This is a genomic window from Arthrobacter crystallopoietes (assembly GCF_017603825.1).
Classification (GTDB): domain Bacteria; phylum Actinomycetota; class Actinomycetes; order Actinomycetales; family Micrococcaceae; genus Crystallibacter; species Crystallibacter crystallopoietes_B.
Map to the genome: position 1 here is coordinate 1331912 of NZ_CP072014.1, position 19623 is coordinate 1351534.

The following is a 19623-nucleotide window of genomic DNA, read 5'->3' on the forward strand; positions in this document are numbered from 1 at the left end:
TCCGCAATCGGATGTGATTCCGCGGACATTACGCCCGCCATGCCGCGGTTTTGTCCGTTGCACGCCTGATTGCGGAGGTGCACTGGTCTCGTTTCCCTGTGTCTGGCAGTGTGGAAGAAGTCAGTACTGGCCCGTGCCTGCAGGATGATCAAGGAGATATCTCGATGGTCGATTCGCTTTCTTCGATGGAACACCTCGACGACGGTTCGGGTGGCAACTCGGAAGCTGCCGAACCTGATGCCGTGCAGGAGGAGGCGCTCGAGCCGCACATTCCGGAAATCAACTTCGACGAGCAGTTCTATCCGGCGCGTCCGCGGGCGTTGCGCCCCAAGGCCCGGCGGCGGCACTTCAATGCGGGCCAGCCGCCGTTCGAGCCGGATGCCCGCAACAATGTCTACGTGGAATGGCTGCGCAACCAGTCCATGCTCGGCGACGCCAAGGTGCTGTCCCGCCAGCTCTCGGGCCAGGCCAGCATGTGGCAGAACCCTTTCGCCTGGCCGAATCCGCGGGCCGCGGTGGAGCGGGCATCCGTGTGGTTCACCGCCTACCCGCTGTCCTTCATGACCAAGCCCGGGCAGTCCTTCCTCGGTGCTTTGGGAGACCCTGGTCTGTGGGAGGCGTTCGAGCAGATCGGCATTAACGCCATCCATACCGGACCGGTGAAACTCGCCGGCGGGCTCTCGGGCTGGGAGCAGACGCCGAGCGTGGACGGCCACTTCGACCGGATCAGCATGGCGATTGATCCAATGTTCGGCACCGAGGACGAGTTCCGCGAGATGTGCCAGGTCGCCAACGACCACGGCGGAACGATCGTGGATGACATTGTGCCCGGACACACCGGCAAGGGCGCGGACTTCCGGCTGGCCGAGATGAACTTCCGTGACTACCCGGGCATTTACCACATGATCGACATCCCGGAGTCGGACTGGCACCTGCTGCCGGACGTGCCCGAGGGCGAAGATGCGGTCAACATCGACGCCGAAACCGAACGCGCCCTCCAGAAGGCCGGCTACATCATCGGCGAGCTGCAGCGGGTCATTTTCTACGAACCCGGAGTCAAGGAAACCAACTGGAGCGCCACGGCCCCGGTCCTGGACGTTACCGGCCAAATGCGACGGTGGGTGTACCTGCACTACTTCAAGGCGGGGCAGCCGTCCATCAACTGGCTGGATCCCACCTTCTCCGGCATGCGCCTGGTGATGGGCGACGCGCTGCACTCGCTGGTGGACCTGGGCACCGGCGCGCTGCGGTTGGATGCCAACGGTTTCCTGGGTGTGGAGAAGAGCGCCGAGGAGACGCCGGGCTGGTCGGAAGGCCATCCGATTTCCGAGGCCGCGAACCAGATCATCGGCAGCATGGTCCGCAAGGTCGGTGGCTTCACGTTCCAGGAACTGAACCTGAGCATCGACGACATCAAGTCCACCTCGGCCAACGGCCCCGACCTGTCCTACGACTTTGTCACCCGCCCCGGCTACCACCATGCCCTGGTCACCGCGGATACCGAATTCCTCCGGCTGACCCTGCGCCTGGCCATGGAGATCGGCGTGGATCAGGCCTCCCTGGTCCACGCGCTGCAGAACCATGACGAGCTGACCTATGAACTGGTGCACTTCACCACCAAGCACAAAGACGATATCTATGAGCTCGACGGCGAGGAACTGACCGGCGCCGAACTGGCCCTTAAGGTGCAGCAGACCTTGCGGGACGGCATCACCGGGGAGGCCGCTCCGTACAACCTGGTCTTCACGGCCAACGGCATTGCGTGCACGACGGCGAGCGTGATTACCGCGGTGCTGGGCATCAAGGACCTGAGCACCATCACCCCGGAGCAGACCCTCGAGGTCCGCAAGGTGCACCTGCTGCTGGCAATGTACAACGCGCTGCAGCCGGGAGTCTTTGCGCTCTCCGGGTGGGACCTGTGCGGCATGCTGACCCTGGACCGGTCGCAGGTTGCCCCGCTGCTGTCCCGCGGCGACACCCGCTGGATCAACCGGGGCGCTCATGACCTAATGGGTGTCAACCACACCGGGCAGGCTCCGACCTCCGGCATGCCCAAGGCCGTGAGCCTGTACGGGACGCTGCCGGACCAGCTCGCGGACGAATCATCTTTCGCCCGGCAGTTGGCCAAAATCCTGGCCGTCCGCGAGCAGTACGGCATCGCGAAGAGCGCCCTGTTGGACGTTCCGGACGTCTCGCACCGGGGCATGCTGGTCATGGTGCACCAGCTTGAGTCGGGGGATTGCGAAGTCACTGTCCTGAATTTCTCGGACCAGGAGATGGCCGGCACGGTGCGCTCCGAGCAGTTGGAAACCGGAGCCTTGGTGACCGATTTGTTCAGCGGTGAAGAGGTGGGCAGCGTGGATGACCTGCACAGTTTCTACATCCAACTGGAGCCGTACCAGGGAACCGCGCTGCTGGTGACCCTGCCCGAAGAAGAGGAGCCGGCCGCAGAGGCGGAAGCTGGCACGGACAAGGACGCGGGCACGGCTGCGGGTTAGAGCCCGCGGCGCAGGCACGGAGCCCCTGTCACGTCCTGATCTGGGGCAATGGTCAACGCGCCGGAAATGTGAGCAGCATCTCACAAGGAAACGCGGTAGGCGGGGAACCTGTTCGGGGGGACCGGCGTTACCTTTCCGTAACTTTGCCTACCCGAAGCGTGTGTGAAATATGGCTGAAGACTCCTCCGCCGAAGATAAGCCGAAACTCCTCGGCCTCAACGGTGCCCAAACTATTGCGTCCGCCCTGGCCGCTGTGACCTCGGCCTTGGCGGGTTCCTTTCTTGGTGTCGCGGGAACGCTGATCGGCGCTGCCCTCGGCTCGGTCATCGCCACGGTGGCCGCAGCCGTGTACGCCAGGACGCTGAGTTCTGCCGCCGTTGCGGCCAAGAAGACCCTGCCCGTGCCGCGGCTGCGCGGCCTGCGCAACGGCGGCCTTCCGGCGAGCGACGACGGAACCGCGCGCGCCGGCGTTCCCCATGCCGTTGCGGATTTCAAGGCCAAGCTCACTGCCCGCCGCTTTACCCCCAGGACCTGGGCGAAGATCGGAGTGGTCAGCGCAGCCTCCTTCCTGATTGCCATGGCCGGCATCACGATGGTCGAACTGGGAACCAGCAAGCCCATTTCGGCGCTGGTGGCATCTTCGACCAGCAGCGCCCCGGCCGCCGAGCAGCAGACCACCCTGGGCCGCGTCCTGACCGGAACCACGGCCCCCGCCGAGGATGGCAGCGAAACCACGGAGCCGGGCGAGGCTGAGCCCGGGCAGGTCGACGACGGCGCCGGCCAGACCGGGACTACCGGTGAGACCTCCGGCGGTACAGACGGATCGGACCCGGCCACCGGCCAGACCGACGGCACAGCGCCGGTAGAGACCGTGCCCGAACCGGTTCCCGCGCCCGGCTCTGAAAACGGCGAAGTTTCGGATCCGGAAGTTATCACGGACCCGGGCACCGGCCAGCAGGACACCGGGCAGGAAGCGGTGCCTGATGACAGCGGTGCCGCCGATCCTGCACCGGTGGACGGCGGTTTGACCGAAGGTGACCAGACCGGCAGCGGGCAATAAGGCCTGACCTTTCCGTCCCGCCCTTCCCGCTCCGCACAGGCGACGCCGGCACTCCGGAAAGTGCCGGCGTCGACCGTTGCCTGCAGCGGATCCGCCACTGACTAGGCAGTTAAGAAATGATGTTGCTTACGTCCCGCCGGGCCGCTAAGGTTTGTGAGGCGGGTCACGAAGCTGTGGCCCAACGCTTTTGATCTGCGGCGGGAGAGTCCTGCCGGTACGTTCGTCAGGCGCCGTAGGAGCAACTCCTCCCCAGGAATCTCTCAGGCCCACGTACCGCCGCGGCTAGGCAACTCTGGAAAGCAGCCGGGCAACCGGCTCACCGACGGTGCAAGCGGCCCCCACGGGGCGGCGGAAACTCTCAGGTCCCAGACAGAGCGGGGAGGAACCCGAATCATCGTGGCGTGTTGTGCGCTGCCTGAAATATGGAGTTCCTTATGACAATCCAGTCACCGTCCACTTTCCAGCAGGTCGTGTCCCCGAGCCTGAACAGCCAGCTATCCGAGCTGGACCCCGAGGTCGCCGCCAAGATCGACGACGAACTCACCCGCCAGCGCGACGGCCTGGAAATGATCGCCTCGGAGAACCACACCGCCGCCGCAGTCATGCAGGCGCAGGGCTCCGTGCTGACCAACAAGTACGCCGAGGGTTACCCGGGACGGCGTTATTACGGCGGCTGCGAGCACGTCGACGTCATCGAGCAGCTGGCCATCGACCGGGTGAAGGACCTGTTCGGGGCCGCCTACGCGAACGTCCAGCCGCACTCCGGTGCGCAGGCCAACGCGTCGGTCATGCATGCGCTGATCAAGCCCGGCGACACGATCATGGGTCTGAACCTGGCCCACGGCGGCCACCTGACCCACGGCATGCGGATCAACTTCTCCGGCAAGCTGTACAACGTGGTTCCGTACCAGGTCCGCGAAGACGACCACCGGATCGACATGGTGGAAGTGGAGCGACTGGCCCACGAACACAAGCCGCAGCTGATCGTGGCCGGCTGGTCCGCCTACGCCCGCCAGCTGGACTTTGCCGAATTCCGCCGGATCGCCGACGCCGTCGGTGCTTACCTCATGGTTGACATGGCGCACTTCGCGGGTTTGGTGGCCGCCGGACTGCACCCCAGCCCGGTGCCGCACGCCCACGTTGTCACCTCAACCACGCACAAGACGCTGGCCGGACCGCGCGGCGGCATCATCCTCACCAACGACGCCGACGTCGCCAAGAAGATCAACTCGGCAGTGTTCCCGGGCCAGCAGGGCGGGCCGCTGGAGCACGTCATCGCCGGCAAGGCCGTAGCCTTCAAGATCGCCGCATCGCCGGAGTTCAAGGAGCGCCAGGAGCGCGTACTCGCCGGGGCCAGCATTCTGGCCGAGCGCCTGATGCAGCCCGACGTCGCCGCCAAGGGAATCTCCGTGGTTTCCGGCGGCACCGACGTGCACCTGGTGCTGGTCGACCTGCGCAACTGCGAACTGAACGGCCAGGAAGCCGAGGACCGCCTTGCGGCCATCGACATTACCGTCAACCGCAACGCCGTTCCGTTTGACCCGCGCCCGCCGATGGTCACCTCCGGCCTGCGGATCGGAACGCCCGCACTGGCTACCCGCGGCTTCGGCGAAGCTGCCTTCACCGAGGTGGCTGACATCATTGCTGAAGCGCTGATTGCCGAGGACGATGCAAGCCTCGCCGACCTGCGCCACCGCGTGGAGGCCTTGGCCGCCGCGCACCCGCTCTACCCGAACGTGGCACCGCTGGCAACAGCCCGAGCCTAACCGGGACAGGCAGGGACCGCGGGGCACCTGCCCAGGGGCCGGTCGCCGACATGGGGGAAGCGGCCGGCACCCTGATCAAACCTGCATGCAAACCCGCAACCCGGGCCATGCAGCCATGCGAAATATCCTCGCTCTGAAGGAGTAGTAAATGAAAGATGCAACAGTGCAGTCATCCGGCGCACCCCATCTGGAAAGACAGCTGAGCAACCGCCACATCCAGCTGATCGCGATCGGCGGTGCCATCGGCACGGGGCTTTTCATGGGCTCGGGGAAAACGATCTCCGCAGCCGGGCCCTCCGTCATCTTCGTCTACATGATCATCGGCTTCATGCTTTTCTTCGTGATGCGGGCGATGGGCGAACTGCTGCTGTCCAATCTGAACTACAAGTCCTTCAGCGACTTCGCCGGCGACCTGCTGGGCCCCTGGGCCGGATTCTTTACCGGCTGGACTTACTGGTTCTGCTGGGTCGTAACCGGCATTGCCGACGTCATCGCCATCGCCGGGTACGCCAACGAACTGGTTCCGGGCATTCCGCTGTGGATCCCGGGCGGGGTCACCATCGGCATTTTGCTGGTGCTGAACCTGGTCACGGTCAAGGCGTTCGGCGAGACGGAGTTCTGGTTCGCGCTGATTAAGATCGTCGCCATTGTGGCCCTGATCCTCACCGGTCTGTTCATGATCCTCTCGGGCTTCAAGTCCGAAGCCGGCCCGGCCACTGTCGAAAACCTGTGGATCCATGGCGGCTTCTTCCCGAACGAGTTCATGGGCTTCGTGGCCGGCTTCCAGATCGCCGTGTTCGCCTTCGTGGGCATCGAACTGGTGGGTACCACCGCTGCCGAAACCAAGGATCCCGAGAAGAACCTGCCCAAGGCCATCAACTCGATTCCGGTCCGCATCCTGCTCTTCTATGTAGGCGCACTCGTCATCCTTATGGCAGTTACTCCGTGGACCCAGTTCGAGGCCGGACACAGCCCCTTCATCGGCATGTTCTCGCTGGCCGGGCTGGGCATGGCCGCTACGGTGATCAACCTGGTGGTCCTGACCTCCGCCATGTCGAGCGCCAACTCGGGCATCTACTCCACTTCGCGCATGGTCTTCGGTCTGGCGCAGGACGGCGACGCTCCGTCAATCTTCAGCAAGCTGTCAGGGCAGAAGGTGCCGAGGAACGCGCTGTTCCTGACCTGCGTGCTGCTGTTCTCGTCCGTGGCCCTGCTCTACGCGGGCGACGACGTCGGCAAGGCCTTTGGCATGGTGACTACGGTTTCGGCCGTGTGCTTCATGTTCGTCTGGTCCATCATCCTGGCCAGCTACCTTGCCTTCCGCAAGCGCCGGCCCGGCCTGCACCAGGCTTCCAAGTTCAAGATGCCCGGTGGTCCGGTGATGGTGTGGGTGGTCTTCGGATTCTTCGGCTTCGTGCTGTGGGCGTTGACCACACAGCCGGATACGTTGTTGGCCCTGCTGATCACGCCCATCTGGTTCGCGGTACTGGGCGCGGCATGGGCGATCCTGCGACGCAATCCGCTCCATGCCGCCCGCTACGAAACGTTCAAGGCAGGCGTCATCGCCGACCACGCCGAGGTGAAGGAAACCGCCTCCGTGTCCAGCTAACGACGGCGGAAAGCGGCTACCTGACGGCGGCCGGGCATGGTGAATCCACCTGCCCGGCCGCCGTTCCGGTTTTCTAGAGCCGCCAAGCGGACTGGTAGCCGGTGTGGGCTTGATAGGGAAGCGCCATATGCTGCAGGAAGGTCAGCATGTAGTCATAGTCGCTGGCCGGTTCATGGTCCCAGTCAACGTCCCTCACATGGGCGATCACCCGCCGCTTGGCATCGCACTCGGCCAGATTCTGTGTCAGGTGGTGCCGCAGGACCGTTTGTCCCACCATGCCTACGTCTGTCATCAGCGCCCGTATCCGAGCCTCGTCCTGCTGGATCCTCGCGAGCAGAAAATCGATAAGATCACCCATGTCGCCATCTTGGACCATTCCACAGGCAAAAGGCCATGGGCCATAATCGAGACCATGGGTATCACCGAAACGGATCTTGAGCACCTGCGCCGATGCGTTGACCTGGCACGCGAAGCACTCGAGGATGGCGATGAGCCGTTCGGCTCGGTCCTCGTCGACGCCGGTGGCCACGTGCTTTTCGAGGACAGGAACCGGGTCAAGGGCGGTGACCAGACACGGCATCCGGAGTTCGAGATAGCGCGCTGGGCCGCCGGCAACATGAGCCCGCTGGATCGTGCCGCGGCCACGGTCTACACCTCCGGCGAGCACTGCCCGATGTGCTCGGCCGCGCACGCCTGGGTCCGGCTGGGCCGGATTGTCTATGCCGCGTCCTCGGAGCAGCTGGGCAGCTGGCTGAAGGAGTGGGAAGTGGCCCCGGGACCAGTCACTCCGCTGCCCGTACAGGCCGTGGCGCCCGGTGTGGAGGTCGATGGCCCCGCGATGGCACTGGCCGACGACGTCCAGGCACTGCACCGGAAGTTCCACTTCCCGCAAGAACCCGCCTAGTTCCGGCATGGTCCCCTGGACATGACGCGTGGTGAATTGACCAGTTCCCATTGACCGGCACGGCCCGATGCTGTGCACTGTTGAGGTGGACACCCATCACAATGTGCTCATCATCGGCGGCGGCAATGCCGGCATTTCGCTGGCCGCCCGGCTCCGGCGCTACAAGGTCGAGGATATTGCGCTGATCGAACCGAGCCCGTGGCACTACTTCCAGCCGTTGTTTTCCCACATCGGTGCCGGGGCCGCCCAGATGAAAGAAGCAGTCCGCGAACAGCAGAAGGTGATGCCGCGCGGAGTCAACTGGATCGGTGGCGCGGCTGCGGACATCCAACCTGATGACAACGCGGTCGTGCTCGCCGACGGCCGGCGGGTGCGCTACAACCAGCTGGTGGTTTGTCCGGGACTGCAACTGGACTGGCAGGCCGTTCCCGGGATGGCTGATGCCATCGAGTCTCCTTACGGAACGTCGAATTATGAGTCGCGGATGCCAACCAAGACCTGGGAGCTGGTCCGCCGACTGCGCTCGGGCACTGCAGTTTTCACCCAGCCACCGGGCGCGGCCAAGTGCGCCGGGGCGGCACAGAAGATTGCCTACATGGCGTGCGACTTCTGGCGTGAGCAGGGCGTGCTGGGAGACATCAGGGTGGTGCTGGTGGTGCCAACGCCCACTGTCTACGGAGTGGACGGCGTTGATGCGGTGCTGGAGCGCAAAATCGCGGAGTACGGGATCGAGCTGCGGACCTCCAGCACTGTGGCCTCCATAGAGGCAGCGGAGCGGACCATCCGGCTGCAAGGCCCGGGAGGCGTCGAAGACCTCGGCTATGACTTGCTCCATGTGGTGCCCCCGCAATCGGCGCCGGACTGGCTGAAGGCCACCACGTTGCCGGCCCCGGACGACCAAACCGGTTGTGTGGAAGTGGACCCGGAACTGCTGCGGCACCGCCGCTACCCGAATGTCTGGTCCCTGGGGGATGCCGCCGCGACCCTGAACTCAAAGTGCGGCGGCGCCCTGCGCAAACAGGTCAAGATGCTGGCATTGAATCTGAAGGCCGTGCTGGACGGGCGCGAGCCGGAGAACCGGTACAACCACTACGGCGTCTGCCCTTTCACGCTCACGCGTCACACCGTTCTTTTCGCCGAGTTCGACCACCAATACCGCCCGATGCCCAGTATCCCGTGGCTGAACCCAGCCAAGGAGCGGCGCTGGGCATGGGTGCTGGACAGGCGGATCTTCCCTCAGATCTACTGGCATTTGATTCTAAAAGGCCGTGCTTAAGGAGAACATGACAACGACGACGGCAAACCACACCACCCGAATCGTGCTCGCCGAACGACCGCATGGTGCACCGACGGATCAGACTTTCCGGACGGAAAGCGCAGAGCTTCCCGCGCTCGCCGACGGGCAGTTGCTGGTGCGCAACCGGTACATTTCGCTGGACCCCTACATGCGCGGGCGGATGAGCGCAGCAAAGTCCTACGCCACGCCGACGCCGGTAGGTGACGTTCTTCCGGCCGAGACGGTTGCCGAAATCGTCGAGAGCCGCGACCCCGACTTTAAACCGGGACAGCTGGTGGCGACATACGGCGGTTGGCAGAGTGCCGCCGTCGTTCCTGGTAAATACTCGCGTCCGGTCAGCGACAACGGACAGCCGGAATCGACCGCGCTGGGCGTCTTGGGCATGCCCGGCTTCACCGCTTATTCCGGCATGGCGGAGATCGGACGCATCAAGGCGGGGGAGACCCTCGTGGTCGCGGCAGCAGCCGGACCGGTGGGCTCCGCCGTCGGGCAGTTGGCCCGTGCGGCGGGAGCGCGTGCGGTCGGCGTCGCCGGCGGACCGGAGAAGTGCGCCTACCTGGTTGAGGAACTGGGGTTCGACGCCGCCGTGGACCACCGTTCGGAGTCGTTCGCCGAGGAGCTGAAGGCTGCCTGCCCGGACGGGATCGACGTGTATTGGGAGAATGTGGGCGGCAGGGTGCTCCAGGCCGTGCTGCCGCTGCTGAACCTGTACGGGCGGATGCCGGTGTGCGGGATGGTTGCGCAGTACAACGCGACCGACGCTCCGGAGGGGCCGGACCGGCTGCCCGGTTTCATGCGCACGGTCCTGAACCAGAGCCTGACGGTGCGCGGTTTCATCCAGACTGAATTCCGGGCCAAGCACTGGGACAACTTCCAGCGGGACATGGCTGAACTGGTCGCCGACGGCAGGATGAAGTACCGCGAGGACATTGTCGACGGGTTGGAGAACGCGCCGTCGGCCTTCGCGGGGTTGCTCGAGGGGCGTAACTTCGGCAAGCTGCTGATCCGGGTCTGATAGTGCCCTGACGGTATTGGCGATTTCCGCCTAATCAGCAAGGCAACCGTAGCGGTAGGAGCGCCGGGCTGGTGGTGATCCGCCCGGTTGCGCCTCCATGGGCCCTGCAAAGTCGGAGTCCCTTGTCTTCCAATCCTTCCTTCATCCGGTCCAGCGCCCTGGGGTGGAAGCCCTGCCACTGCATGTGCATGAGGATTGTGCCGCCCTTTCGGCCTAGGGCGACGACCGAATCGACCACCTCGCTCCTGGACAGGCCTGTCCAGTCCCTGGTGCTGCCGGTCCAAAGCCACGGCAGCATGCCGGCTCGGCGGTAGCCGCAGAGGACGGCCTCGTTGAGCCCGCCGTGCGGCGGCCGGCCAAAGTTGGTGACAACCCCCGGGGCCCGCAGCTCGGCGGCCACTCCGGCGCAGTTGAACTGCCGGAGATCCCGATGGCTGATGCTGTGATTGATGACGTATTGGCCGTTGCGCCTGGCCAGCGGGACAATATCGACCCCGTACTCGCGCCTAAATCTGGTTATGCAATCGCCGGATGGTGCCAACACCAGCCCGATGTTCTCCCGCCGAGCGTAGTTCAGCACTGACCTGTAGGCCGACAAAGTCCGTGGGCAATCATCGAACGTCAGCACCACCCGTTCGGTGTAATTCGGCCCATTGCGCATGTTGTACGCCGGAGCCGCGTTCGCCGCGGTCGGGAGGATCTGCCCGGCTAGACTCAAGGCCACGATGGACAGCAATGCGGCGATTCGATGGCGGCGTTGCATTGCGCACCCGCTTTCCACCGGCGGCACATAACGCGGTGGGCCAGCGTTCCCCAATGACAGCCGGATCAGGCAAGTATCCGCCCGGCTGCGACCTAGGTCAACACTTTGAACGAGCAAAATTTCGTCAGCGGCGCATGCAGTATGATCGGCATCACTTGCCGGAGGAAACGAAGGAGTTTTCGTGGGAATGGATGTTTCTCCCGACGTCTTGGGAGCGTCTGCCGCCGTCCTGCATGCTGCCCGCAGGGCATCAGTCGACTGTGCGGACAGGGCAGCGGCGAACACGGACCGCTCGGGCTTTGTCCCGCGGTCCTTGCCGGATGGGGTGGTCTACGCCGAATCGGTGGCGGACGTGGTGCAGGCGGTGAAACTGGCGGCCGCGCACAAGGTTCCGCTGGTGCCGCGGGGTGCCGGAACCGGGTTGGCGGGTGCCTCCTCGGCGTCCGCGGGGGAGGTGGTGTTGGATCTCTCGCGGATGAACCGCATCCTCAGCGTCGATCCGGTCGAGCAGGTCGCCGTCGTCGAACCCGGTGTGTTGAACGCTCATCTCAACGCGGCCGTGGCTGAACACGGGCTGTTCTACGCGCCGGATCCGGCCAGTACGGCCATCTGCTCGATCGGCGGAAATATCGCCACCAACGCGGGCGGCATGCGCTGCGCCAAGTATGGCGTGACCCGTGAATCGGTTCTCGGGCTGCGCGTGGTGCTGGCCGACGGGCGCGAACTGCGCACCGGCCGCGGCACCATCAAGGGTGTCACCGGATACGACCTGAACGCACTGATGATCGGGTCGGAGGGCACCCTGGGCGTGGTCGTCGAAGCGACGCTCCGCTTGCGTCCACTACCAATAGCGACGGCGACCGTGGCGGCCTTCTTCCCCGACGTGGCCGCCGCAGCCGCTGCAGCTTCGGCAGTGATTGCCGCGCGGCTCCAGCCTGCTGTGCTGGAACTGGTGGACGGCCCGACGCTCGCCGCCATCGACGCCGCGCTGGGAACCAACTACCGCAGCCGTGGCGGCGCTTTCCTGCTCGCGCAGACAGACGGCTTCGGCGCCGACCTCGAGATGGACGTGCTGGTCAACGCCGTCGAGCCTTTCGCCGCCGAACTGGGGCGCGCGGCCGATGCGGCGGAGGCAGAGGCGCTCCTGACGGCCAGGCGCGAAGCCATTCCTTCGCTAGAAAAGATGGGGCGGGTATCCATCGGGGACATCGGCGTGCCGCGCGGCCGGTTGGCCGACGCAGTCACCGGGCTGGCGGACATCTCCCGGCGGACCGGGGTGCGCATCTTCACGATCGCCCACGCCGCGGACGGCAACCTGCACCCCATTATCGTGGTGGATCCGCATGAATCGGTGACTGAAGGGCCGGCGAAAGCGGCACTCGGTGAAATGTTCCGGCTGGCCCAAAATCTTGGCGGAACGCTGACCGGCGAGCATGGCGTGGGCCTGCTCAAGCGCGACTGGCTCCGGGACGAACTCGGCGATGTCTCGCTTGAGGTCCAGCACGCCATCCGCCGCGCGCTGGACCCGCAGGGCATCCTCAACCCCGGCAAGGCGATTTAAGTGCCTCGATTCGAAGGCGCGGCGGGACGGCGGGCTAGGCGTGATTACTTGCGCGAATCGGCGTCCTCGTCACCGATGTGCCCGGCCGCGTTGGCATCAAGGACACGCTGGACGAAGGCGCAGTACTCGTCCATATAGTGGCGCAGGAATTTCTGCGTGGACTCGTCCTTGACCTCGCCGTCGTCGCCGTATGCTTCCGGCCTGAAACTGATGTAGGCCTCGGGGGTGTTGAGCTGCGGGGCGTCGAGAAAGCTCAGCACGCTCCGCATGCTCGACTGCATGACGGCCGTGCCGATGCCGCCAGGGGAAGCGCCAATGATGCCGGTGGGCTTGCGGGCGAAGGAGTTGGTACCCCACGGACGCGAGCCCCAGTCGATCGCGTTCTTCAAAGCACCGGGAATGGACCGGTTGTATTCGGGCGAGATGAACAAGATCCCGTCTGCGGCTTCAACCGCTTCCTTCAATGCCCGGCCTTCCGCGGGGAAATCGGCGTCGTAATCCGAGCTGTAGAGGGGGAGGTCCTTAATAGGAATCTCGTTGAATTCCAGGCCCTTCGGAGCGAGCTTGATCAGAGCCTTCGAGAGAGTGCGGTTGATGGAGCCGCTGGCCAGGCTCCCGACGAAATAACCGATCTGGTAGGTGGGCATACGTACATTCCTTCCACGGCGGCCGGCCGAGCCGGCCTCTTGCGGCTGATGGACAATCCCGGCGCGGCGGCAAAGCGGAGCGCCAGCCTCAGTCCAACACACTGCCCGTGCCGCGTCCACACCTCTGCCGCGTCTGCCGCTGGGTCAGTCCTTCCAGTGCGCGTGCAGCGCCGTCAACGCCTCATTGACAAGGGCGCTGCGTACAACTCCCGCGGGCGATACGGCCAAGACCGAGTTGCTCGGAACGTCCCCGGCCAACTGCCGGAAGACCAGCGGGCGGCCTTCCGGGCTCACCGACGACGGTTGCATCAGCAGCGAATAGGCCAGGTTGCGGCCCACAACGTTTTGGATGGCTTGGACGCTGGCGGAGCGCCACCGAACTAATGGTTCCACTCCAGCCCTGGCAAACTCCGCCATAGTCCGCTGGAGGGCAGGCTCTTCGTCGATCAGTATGGCAGGATACTGGGCCAACTCTGCCAAGCTCACCTTGTCCTTGGCGGCCAGCGGGTGATCAGGGCTGAACACTACCTGCCGCTTCGCCTCCATGAGCAACTCGGGCGCGCAATCAGGCATCAACTGGGCTTCATACAGCACACACAGCTGGGCCCGACCCGCCAGCATTGCCTCCTGTATGTCCGGTCCTGCGCCTTCAATAAAGTCCAGTTCCACCTGCGGATGCCGTGCCGTAAACCAATCCACCAAAGGCGGGATGGCATGCATGGCCAGTGTCCGGAACACGCCGATCACCAGCCTGCCGGAAAGCTCGCCGTGCACCCGCTCCACGGCGGAGGCCAGATCTGCGATCTGTTCAGCTACCTGACGTGCACGGGTGGCGACAGCCTGTCCCTCGGCCGTGAGTGCCATGCCTTTGCCCCGCCGGCGGATGGCGAGCGTTGCGCCGACGGCCTCCTCCAATTGGGCCAACGCCAGGCTCACGGCTGCTTGAGAAACATGGCAGCGCCGGGCCGCCTCAGTCACCGACTGCGTCTCCGCCACGGCTGCAAAGTACTCCAATTGGCGGAGGGTGATTTCCTTCATAAGTTCTCCTTGTGGGTCTGGTCAATTATTGTAGTTCGACAAATGTGATGTGGCGCACCATCCTCGAATAAGGAACTATTTCTCCCGTTCGGAAGGACTGGCCGCATGCAGCATCAGGCCCCCTATGTGATTACCCTCGGCACTGCCGGCGGCCCCCGCTGGTGGAAGGACCATCAGGGCACCCCGCGTTTCGGCATTGCCACCGCCGTCGTCGTCAATAACATGTGGTACCTGGTGGACTGCGGTCAGGGAGCGGGCCGTCAGGCCAATGCGGCCGGCCTGGACATGGCGGATCTGGGCGGTATTTTCATCACCCATATGCACTCGGATCACACCGTGGACCTGCCCTCGCTACTGCTCTTCGGCGCGTTCGAACTGAAGAACTCTCCGCGGGGGCCCATCCCCATCGTCGGGCCGGGAGACCGGGGTAAACTGCCGCCGCTTTCGCCGCGCGCCACCTCCGTCCCAATGCCTGTCGCGCCGCTGCGGCCGACGCCGGGTGTCGCTGGGCTGGTGGAGGGATTGCTGGGCGCGTATGCCACGGACTGCAACGACCGGATTTTCGATTCACTCGCTAAAAGCCCGATCGAGCAGTTTGAGCCGCGGGAGATCACTTTGCCCGCGGGCATCGGATTTGATCCCGATGTCAACGTCGCCCCGGAGATGGAGCCCTTCGAGGTGTTCCGGGATGCGCACGTTACCGTGAGTGCCATCCTGGTTTCGCACCATCCGACGGCGCCTGCCTTTGCCTTCAGATTCGATACCGAGGCCGGCTCCGTGACAATCTCTGGCGACACCGCCCCCTGCACCAACATGGTGCGCCTGGCCAGCGGCACGGACCTGCTGCTGCACGAGGCAATCAACCTGGAAATTCTCGCCCGCCAGTACTCTGACGCGGAGATGCTCCAGGCCACCATGGACCACCACCGCCGTGCCCACACAACGGCCGCGGAGGCCGGCCAAATTGCGAACGACGCCGGTGCTCGCCACCTTGCGCTGCACCATCTGGTTCCGAGTTATTCACCGCCGGAGGCTTGGGCCGAGGCCCGCTCCACCTACAACGGGACCTTGAGCATCCCCGACGATCTCGAGGTCATCCCTTTCGGCCGCCACGACACCGAAGTGCTGGCCATGCCCGTCACCGCCGGCAGTGCTGCCGCCCGGTAAAGATTAAGGACACGTCATGACCACTCAGCCGCAGAATCCGGTTGCGCCCGGCGGAAGCTATACCGCGGGCCCGCGCGAAATGCGCAGGATCCTCTTCTCCAGCTTCCTGGGCACCGCCGTCGAATATTACGACTTCATCCTCTACGCCACCGCCGCCGGTATCGTGTTCAACCAGGTATTCTTCGCGGGAATGGACCCGAACCTGGCAATCCTCGTTTCCTTCGGCACCCTCGCCGTGGGGTATATTGCCCGTCCTTTGGGTGGCTTCATCTTCGGCCATCTCGGTGACCTCTTGGGGCGTAAGGCGATTCTCGTCGGTACGGTCCTGATGATGGGCATCGCGTCCACGCTCATCGGTCTGCTGCCGACGAGCGAGCAGATCGGCGTCTGGGCTCCCATCCTGCTTGTTTCGCTCCGCCTGCTCCAAGGTATCGCCGTTGGTGGCGAATGGGGCGGGGCGATGCTGCTGGCTTTTGAGAACGCGAAGAAGGAATCCCGCGGATTCGCGTCGGCCTTCGCCTACATGGGTGCACCTGCCGGGACAATCCTCGGCACACTGATGCTCTCGGCGATGACAACTCTGCCCGACGGACAGTTCCTGGAGTGGGGCTGGCGAGTGCCGTTCATTCTCTCAGCTGTCCTGATGGGGCTGGCGATCTTCATCCGGATGAAGGTCTCGGAGTCCCGGGTCTTCAAGGAGATCTCGGCAAAAAGCGAGGCGAAGAAGAAGCGTGTTCCCGCAGCCGAGCTGTTCCGCGAGCACCCCAAGTCGCTGTTGATCGCCGTTGCATCCGGACTCTCCGGCCAGATGGCACAGGGCTTGATGGGCGCCTGGGCTATTTCCTATGCAGTGCAGCAGGCGGTACTGGCCCAGACAGAGGTGCTGAACCTCAAGGCCCTTGGAGGTGTCAGCACGATTCTGATGATCATCATTGCCTCCAAGCTCTCCGACCGGCTGGGCCGCCGTAAGGTTCTGATTTGGGGCAACATCGGCGCCATGCTGCTGGCCTTCCCCGTCATGTCCCTGCTGGAAATGGGTTCAACCGTGGCATTCATGCTCGCGATCTTCCTTGGGCTGTCAGTTGTTCAGGGCTTCACCTCCGGGCCGTACGGCGCTTTCGTAGGCGAGCTGTTCCCGACCTCAGTGCGCTATTCCGGCACCTCCATCGGCTATCAGCTGGCCTCCACCCTGGGTGCCGGTTTCACACCGCTGATTGCGACGGCGCTGGTAGTCGCCGGTGGCGGTTCCCTCTGGATGGTGGCATGCCTCTGGATCGCGTTCTCCGGCATGAGCCTGGTGGCACTGCTCGCGGCGAAGGACCGGTCGGGCCAGGATATCCAGCAGCTGGACGGGCCGGCAGCGGTAGCCGCCCCAGAAGGAACCAGCACCTCCACACAGAACGACGGCGAAACAGCAGCGGTACGAGCCTAAAGGTAAGAGCCGGCCGGGAAGATGCAACTCTTCCCGGCCGGCTCTCATGCGTCGTACTCGGGCCGGACGATAGATTCGTCCGGCCGGCTCGTGGGGCACTGCGTCTCTTCTACCCCATGTGTTCGAAATGGGCGCGGACCTTGGTGCCGTCCTCGTTGAGCCAGCCTTGCTTCCCGGCATACGAGATCATCCCGGCGAAGCCCTCGCTCCACTCGGACAGTTCGGCCGGCCCGCTGCGGCGAAGCCTCTCCACGTCCAGCCAGGCGTGGTCGCCATCCACCGCACCTAAGCCGTTGGCCTGCAGCGCAGCAGAGATTCCGTCCACGTCCACGCCGTGAGCACGGACAGCAAGCTCGCGGAGGTTTTCAACGTCCTGTACGGAAGCTTCCCTGGCTGAATGGACCTTCACATACATCAGGCGCGCTCGGGTTCCGGCGATGCCTGCTGTCGTTCCGCGATGGTCTGGTTGGCTTTGGACCAGTGGGTGGTCGGAACCTCACGGATAATCACCGTGGTGTTTTCGGGAAGCGCGCCGACGGATTCTTCTGCGGCCCGGTGCAGGGCAGCGGTTAGTTCCCGCAGTTGATCCGGCGTGCGGCCCTCGGCAATGGACACCTCAATCAGTGGCATTCGTTTCTCCTATGCGCGCATGACGAACGGGTCCGCTACGGGGCCCTCATCGGTGTTGATCCAGACACTCTTCAACCGCGTGTATTCGTGCATGGACTCCAGTCCGTGCTCGATGCCCACGCCGCTATTCTTGAACCCCTGCCGCGGCGACATCGGCGACATCGCACGATAGGTGTTGACCCAGACGGTGCCGGCCTCCAGCCGGCGGCTCATCCGGTGCGCCCTGGCCAGGTTCTGCGTCCAGACGCCGGCGGCGAGGCCGTACTGCGTGTCATTGGCCAAGCGCAGGACCTCTTCCTCGGAGTCGAAGGGCATGATGGCAGCGACCGGTCCGAAGATCTCCTCGCGGACCACGCGCATCGAATTATCGACGTCGGTCAGGACAGTCGGCGCGTAGAAGTAACCGGGCAGATCAATCTCTGGCCGACCGCCGCCGGTCAGTACCTTGGCGCCTTCCGAGACGCCCAACTCAACGTAGGAGCCGACCTTTTCCTGCTGGGCAGCGAATGCCAGCGGACCGAGTTCGGTGCTGTCCTCGCGCGGATCGCCGATCACGATGCTCTTTGCCCGAGCGGAGACTTTCTCCAGCAGCTCGTCGTACACGGACCGGTGTGCGAAGACGCGGCTGCCGGCAATGCAGGTCTGGCCGGCAGCGGCGAAGATGCCGGCGACCACTCCCATGGCAGCGTTGGAGATATTGGCGTCCTCGAACACAATGTTCGGGCTCTTGCCGCCCAGTTCCAAGGTGCAGCCGATGAAGCGCGCTGCCGCGGAAGCCGCGATGGCGGAACCGGTGGCGGTGGAACCGGTAAAGGAGATCTTGGCAATCTCCGGGTGGTCCACCAGCGCGGCGCCGGCCTCGGCGCCCAGGCCGGTCACTACGTTGACCACACCGTCGGGGAACCCGGCCTCGACGGTCAGTTCGGCCAGCCGCAGCACGGTGCGGGAGGTGTATTCGGACGGCTTGATGACCAAGGTGTTGCCGGCAGCCAGCGCTGGGGCAAGCTTCGACGTCGTCAAGGTCAGGGGAGAGTTCCAGGGGGTGATGGCGCCGACCACGCCGAGCGGTTCGCGCTGGGTGTAGTTGAGGACGGCGGGATTCATTGTTGGAATCTGGCTGCCCTGCACCTTGTCCGCCAGTCCGGCGTAGTAATACAGGTACTCGGGCAGTGTTGCCAGTTGCCCGCGCATTTCACGCAGCAGCTTGCCGTTGTCCGCGGTTTCCATCTGCGCCAGTTCCTCGGCATGCTCGCCGACGAGGTCGCCCAGCTTGCGCAGGAGATGGCCGCGCTTGGTCTGGCTCAGGTCACGCCAGAGCGGATTCTCGAAGGCTGCGCGGGCAGCGCGGACGGCCGTGTCGACATCGGCCTTGCTGCCGCGGGCGGCAGCGTAGAGGACCTCGAGGGTGGCCGGGTTGGTGCTCTCGAAATAGGCGCCTTCGGCAGGGGTGGCCCATTTGCCGTTGATGAAGTGCTCGTATTGCCTAGTCATGGATATCTCGACTCGATTCTTCGATGAACTCGATGATGATGCGTGCCAGTTCCGCCGGGCGCTGCACGGGCAGCATGTGCCGCGTATTAGGTACGACGGCGGTGCGGGCGCCGGGAATTGCCTCGCCTAAACGCCGGGTCATCTCCGGCGTGGAGCCCGGGTCCTGGTCTCCGGTCACGGCCAGGGACGGCACCGCGATGGTCCCGAGCTCGGCCCCGATTTCAGCGTCGGCTGTGGCAAACACGCGGTATGCATGCAGGTAGGAGCTCGGATCGTTGGCCAGCAGCGTCCGGCGGACACCGGCCACCGTGGCCGGATCCGTGCCGGCATCGGCCGGGAACCAGCGCTGGATGGACGCCTCCACGCTCCCGGAGAAGTCCGTGGCGGCATTCTGCAGCCGGGCATCCACGGATTCAGCCTCCTGAAGCGTCCGCAGGCAGACCGAACTGACGCTGGTGAGGGTGGCCACCCGCTCCGGATGGAACCGGGCCAGATGCTGTGCGATCAGTGCCCCCAGCGAAAACCCGACAAGGTGGGCTCGCGCTGGGAGCCGGTTCGCGACGTCGTCCGCCAGGTCGCCAAGCGAAACTTCCCGTTCCAGCGGCGGCCGGCTGCCGTGGCCGGGCAGATCCAGGGCAAGGACCTCACGGTCGCTGGCCCGGCTTACTTCGTCCCGGAACTGGTCCCACATGGTGCTGTCCAGCCCCACACCGTGGAGCAGGACGATCGGCAGTTTCGCGTCCAT

General features: G+C 64.7%; 18 protein-coding genes and 1 riboswitch. Of the genes, 10 read left to right on the plus strand and 8 right to left on the minus strand.

The window, feature by feature from the left end; genetic code table 11:
• The first annotated feature begins 164 nt into the window (after window positions 1-164).
• From treS to J5251_RS06190, 4 genes are all read left to right on the plus strand, one after another.
• Complete coding sequence (gene treS, locus J5251_RS06175) at window positions 165-2498, plus strand: maltose alpha-D-glucosyltransferase (RefSeq protein WP_244250819.1); 2334 nt, start codon at window positions 165-167, stop codon at window positions 2496-2498.
• A 169-nt stretch (window positions 2499-2667) separates the two neighbouring features.
• Window positions 2668-3558, plus strand: a complete 891-nt coding sequence (locus J5251_RS06180) for a hypothetical protein (protein WP_208575526.1) — start codon at window positions 2668-2670, stop codon at window positions 3556-3558.
• A 188-nt stretch (window positions 3559-3746) separates the two neighbouring features.
• Window positions 3747-3844: riboswitch (glycine riboswitch) on the plus strand.
• 148 nt (window positions 3845-3992) lie between these two features.
• On the plus strand, window positions 3993-5324 hold the full coding sequence (gene glyA, locus J5251_RS06185; protein WP_208575527.1) for a serine hydroxymethyltransferase: 1332 nt from the start codon (window positions 3993-3995) through the stop codon (window positions 5322-5324).
• Window positions 5325-5472: 148 nt separating this feature from the next.
• On the plus strand, window positions 5473-6933 hold the full coding sequence (locus J5251_RS06190; protein ID WP_208575528.1) for an amino acid permease: 1461 nt from the start codon (window positions 5473-5475) through the stop codon (window positions 6931-6933).
• Between the two features lie 73 nt (window positions 6934-7006).
• On the opposite strand, the gene J5251_RS06195 is transcribed toward J5251_RS06190, so the two are convergent.
• Entirely contained in the window at window positions 7007-7291 is a 285-nt protein-coding gene (locus J5251_RS06195) for a DUF6221 family protein (RefSeq protein ID WP_208575529.1), read from the minus strand.
• Window positions 7292-7345: 54 nt separating this feature from the next.
• On the opposite strand from J5251_RS06195, the gene J5251_RS06200 reads away from it, so the two are divergent.
• The 3 genes from J5251_RS06200 (at window position 7346) to J5251_RS06210 (ending at window position 10149) form a co-directional block, all read left to right on the plus strand.
• On the plus strand, window positions 7346-7837 hold the full coding sequence (locus J5251_RS06200) for a nucleoside deaminase (RefSeq protein ID WP_208575530.1): 492 nt from the start codon (window positions 7346-7348) through the stop codon (window positions 7835-7837).
• A gap of 85 nt (window positions 7838-7922) precedes the next feature.
• A complete protein-coding gene (locus J5251_RS06205; RefSeq protein WP_208575531.1) occupies window positions 7923-9113 on the plus strand; it encodes an NAD(P)/FAD-dependent oxidoreductase in 1191 nt (396 codons plus the stop codon).
• Between the two features lie 7 nt (window positions 9114-9120).
• Window positions 9121-10149 (plus strand): NADP-dependent oxidoreductase, encoded by a 1029-nt coding sequence (locus J5251_RS06210; protein ID WP_208575532.1) that lies wholly within the window; start codon window positions 9121-9123, stop codon window positions 10147-10149.
• A 34-nt stretch (window positions 10150-10183) separates the two neighbouring features.
• On the opposite strand, the gene J5251_RS06215 is transcribed toward J5251_RS06210, so the two are convergent.
• On the minus strand, window positions 10184-10912 hold the full coding sequence (locus J5251_RS06215; protein ID WP_208575533.1) for a polysaccharide deacetylase family protein: 729 nt from the start codon (window positions 10910-10912) through the stop codon (window positions 10184-10186).
• Window positions 10913-11099: 187 nt separating this feature from the next.
• Here J5251_RS06215 and J5251_RS06220 point away from each other — a divergent pair, with 187 nt between their 5' ends.
• Entirely contained in the window at window positions 11100-12473 is a 1374-nt protein-coding gene (locus J5251_RS06220; RefSeq protein WP_208575534.1) for an FAD-binding oxidoreductase, read from the plus strand.
• Between the two features lie 44 nt (window positions 12474-12517).
• Here J5251_RS06220 and J5251_RS06225 read toward each other — a convergent pair whose 3' ends face one another.
• A complete protein-coding gene (locus tag J5251_RS06225; RefSeq protein WP_208575535.1) occupies window positions 12518-13120 on the minus strand; it encodes an NADPH-dependent FMN reductase in 603 nt (200 codons plus the stop codon).
• A gap of 144 nt (window positions 13121-13264) precedes the next feature.
• Window positions 13265-14158 carry a LysR family transcriptional regulator gene (locus J5251_RS06230; RefSeq protein ID WP_208575536.1) on the minus strand — a complete coding sequence of 298 codons (894 nt, stop codon included), beginning with the start codon at window positions 14156-14158 and terminating at the stop codon, window positions 13265-13267.
• Between the two features lie 105 nt (window positions 14159-14263).
• Here J5251_RS06230 and J5251_RS06235 point away from each other — a divergent pair, with 105 nt between their 5' ends.
• Together J5251_RS06235 and J5251_RS06240 are read left to right on the plus strand one after the other, a co-directional pair.
• Window positions 14264-15325: an MBL fold metallo-hydrolase gene (locus J5251_RS06235; RefSeq protein ID WP_208575537.1), complete on the plus strand. Its 1062-nt coding sequence runs from the start codon at window positions 14264-14266 to the stop codon at window positions 15323-15325.
• Between the two features lie 16 nt (window positions 15326-15341).
• A complete protein-coding gene (locus J5251_RS06240) occupies window positions 15342-16757 on the plus strand; it encodes an MFS transporter (RefSeq protein ID WP_240792944.1) in 1416 nt (471 codons plus the stop codon).
• 109 nt (window positions 16758-16866) lie between these two features.
• Here the strand turns inward: J5251_RS06240 and J5251_RS06245 are convergent, their stop codons facing one another.
• The 4 genes from J5251_RS06245 to J5251_RS06260 are packed head-to-tail and all read right to left on the minus strand — an operon-like array spanning window position 16867 to window position 19623.
• Window positions 16867-17166 carry a hypothetical protein gene (locus J5251_RS06245; RefSeq protein WP_208575538.1) on the minus strand — a complete coding sequence of 100 codons (300 nt, stop codon included), beginning with the start codon at window positions 17164-17166 and terminating at the stop codon, window positions 16867-16869.
• A 5-nt stretch (window positions 17167-17171) separates the two neighbouring features.
• The gene (locus J5251_RS06250) at window positions 17172-17387 is read right to left on the minus strand and encodes a tautomerase family protein (RefSeq protein WP_208575539.1); all 216 of its coding nucleotides are present in this window, start codon (window positions 17385-17387) and stop codon (window positions 17172-17174) included.
• A gap of 9 nt (window positions 17388-17396) precedes the next feature.
• Window positions 17397-18878: an aldehyde dehydrogenase gene (locus J5251_RS06255; RefSeq protein ID WP_208575540.1), complete on the minus strand. Its 1482-nt coding sequence runs from the start codon at window positions 18876-18878 to the stop codon at window positions 17397-17399.
• A complete protein-coding gene (locus J5251_RS06260) occupies window positions 18871-19623 on the minus strand; it encodes an alpha/beta fold hydrolase (RefSeq protein WP_208575541.1) in 753 nt (250 codons plus the stop codon). The genes J5251_RS06255 and J5251_RS06260 overlap by 8 nt, the downstream gene beginning before the upstream one ends.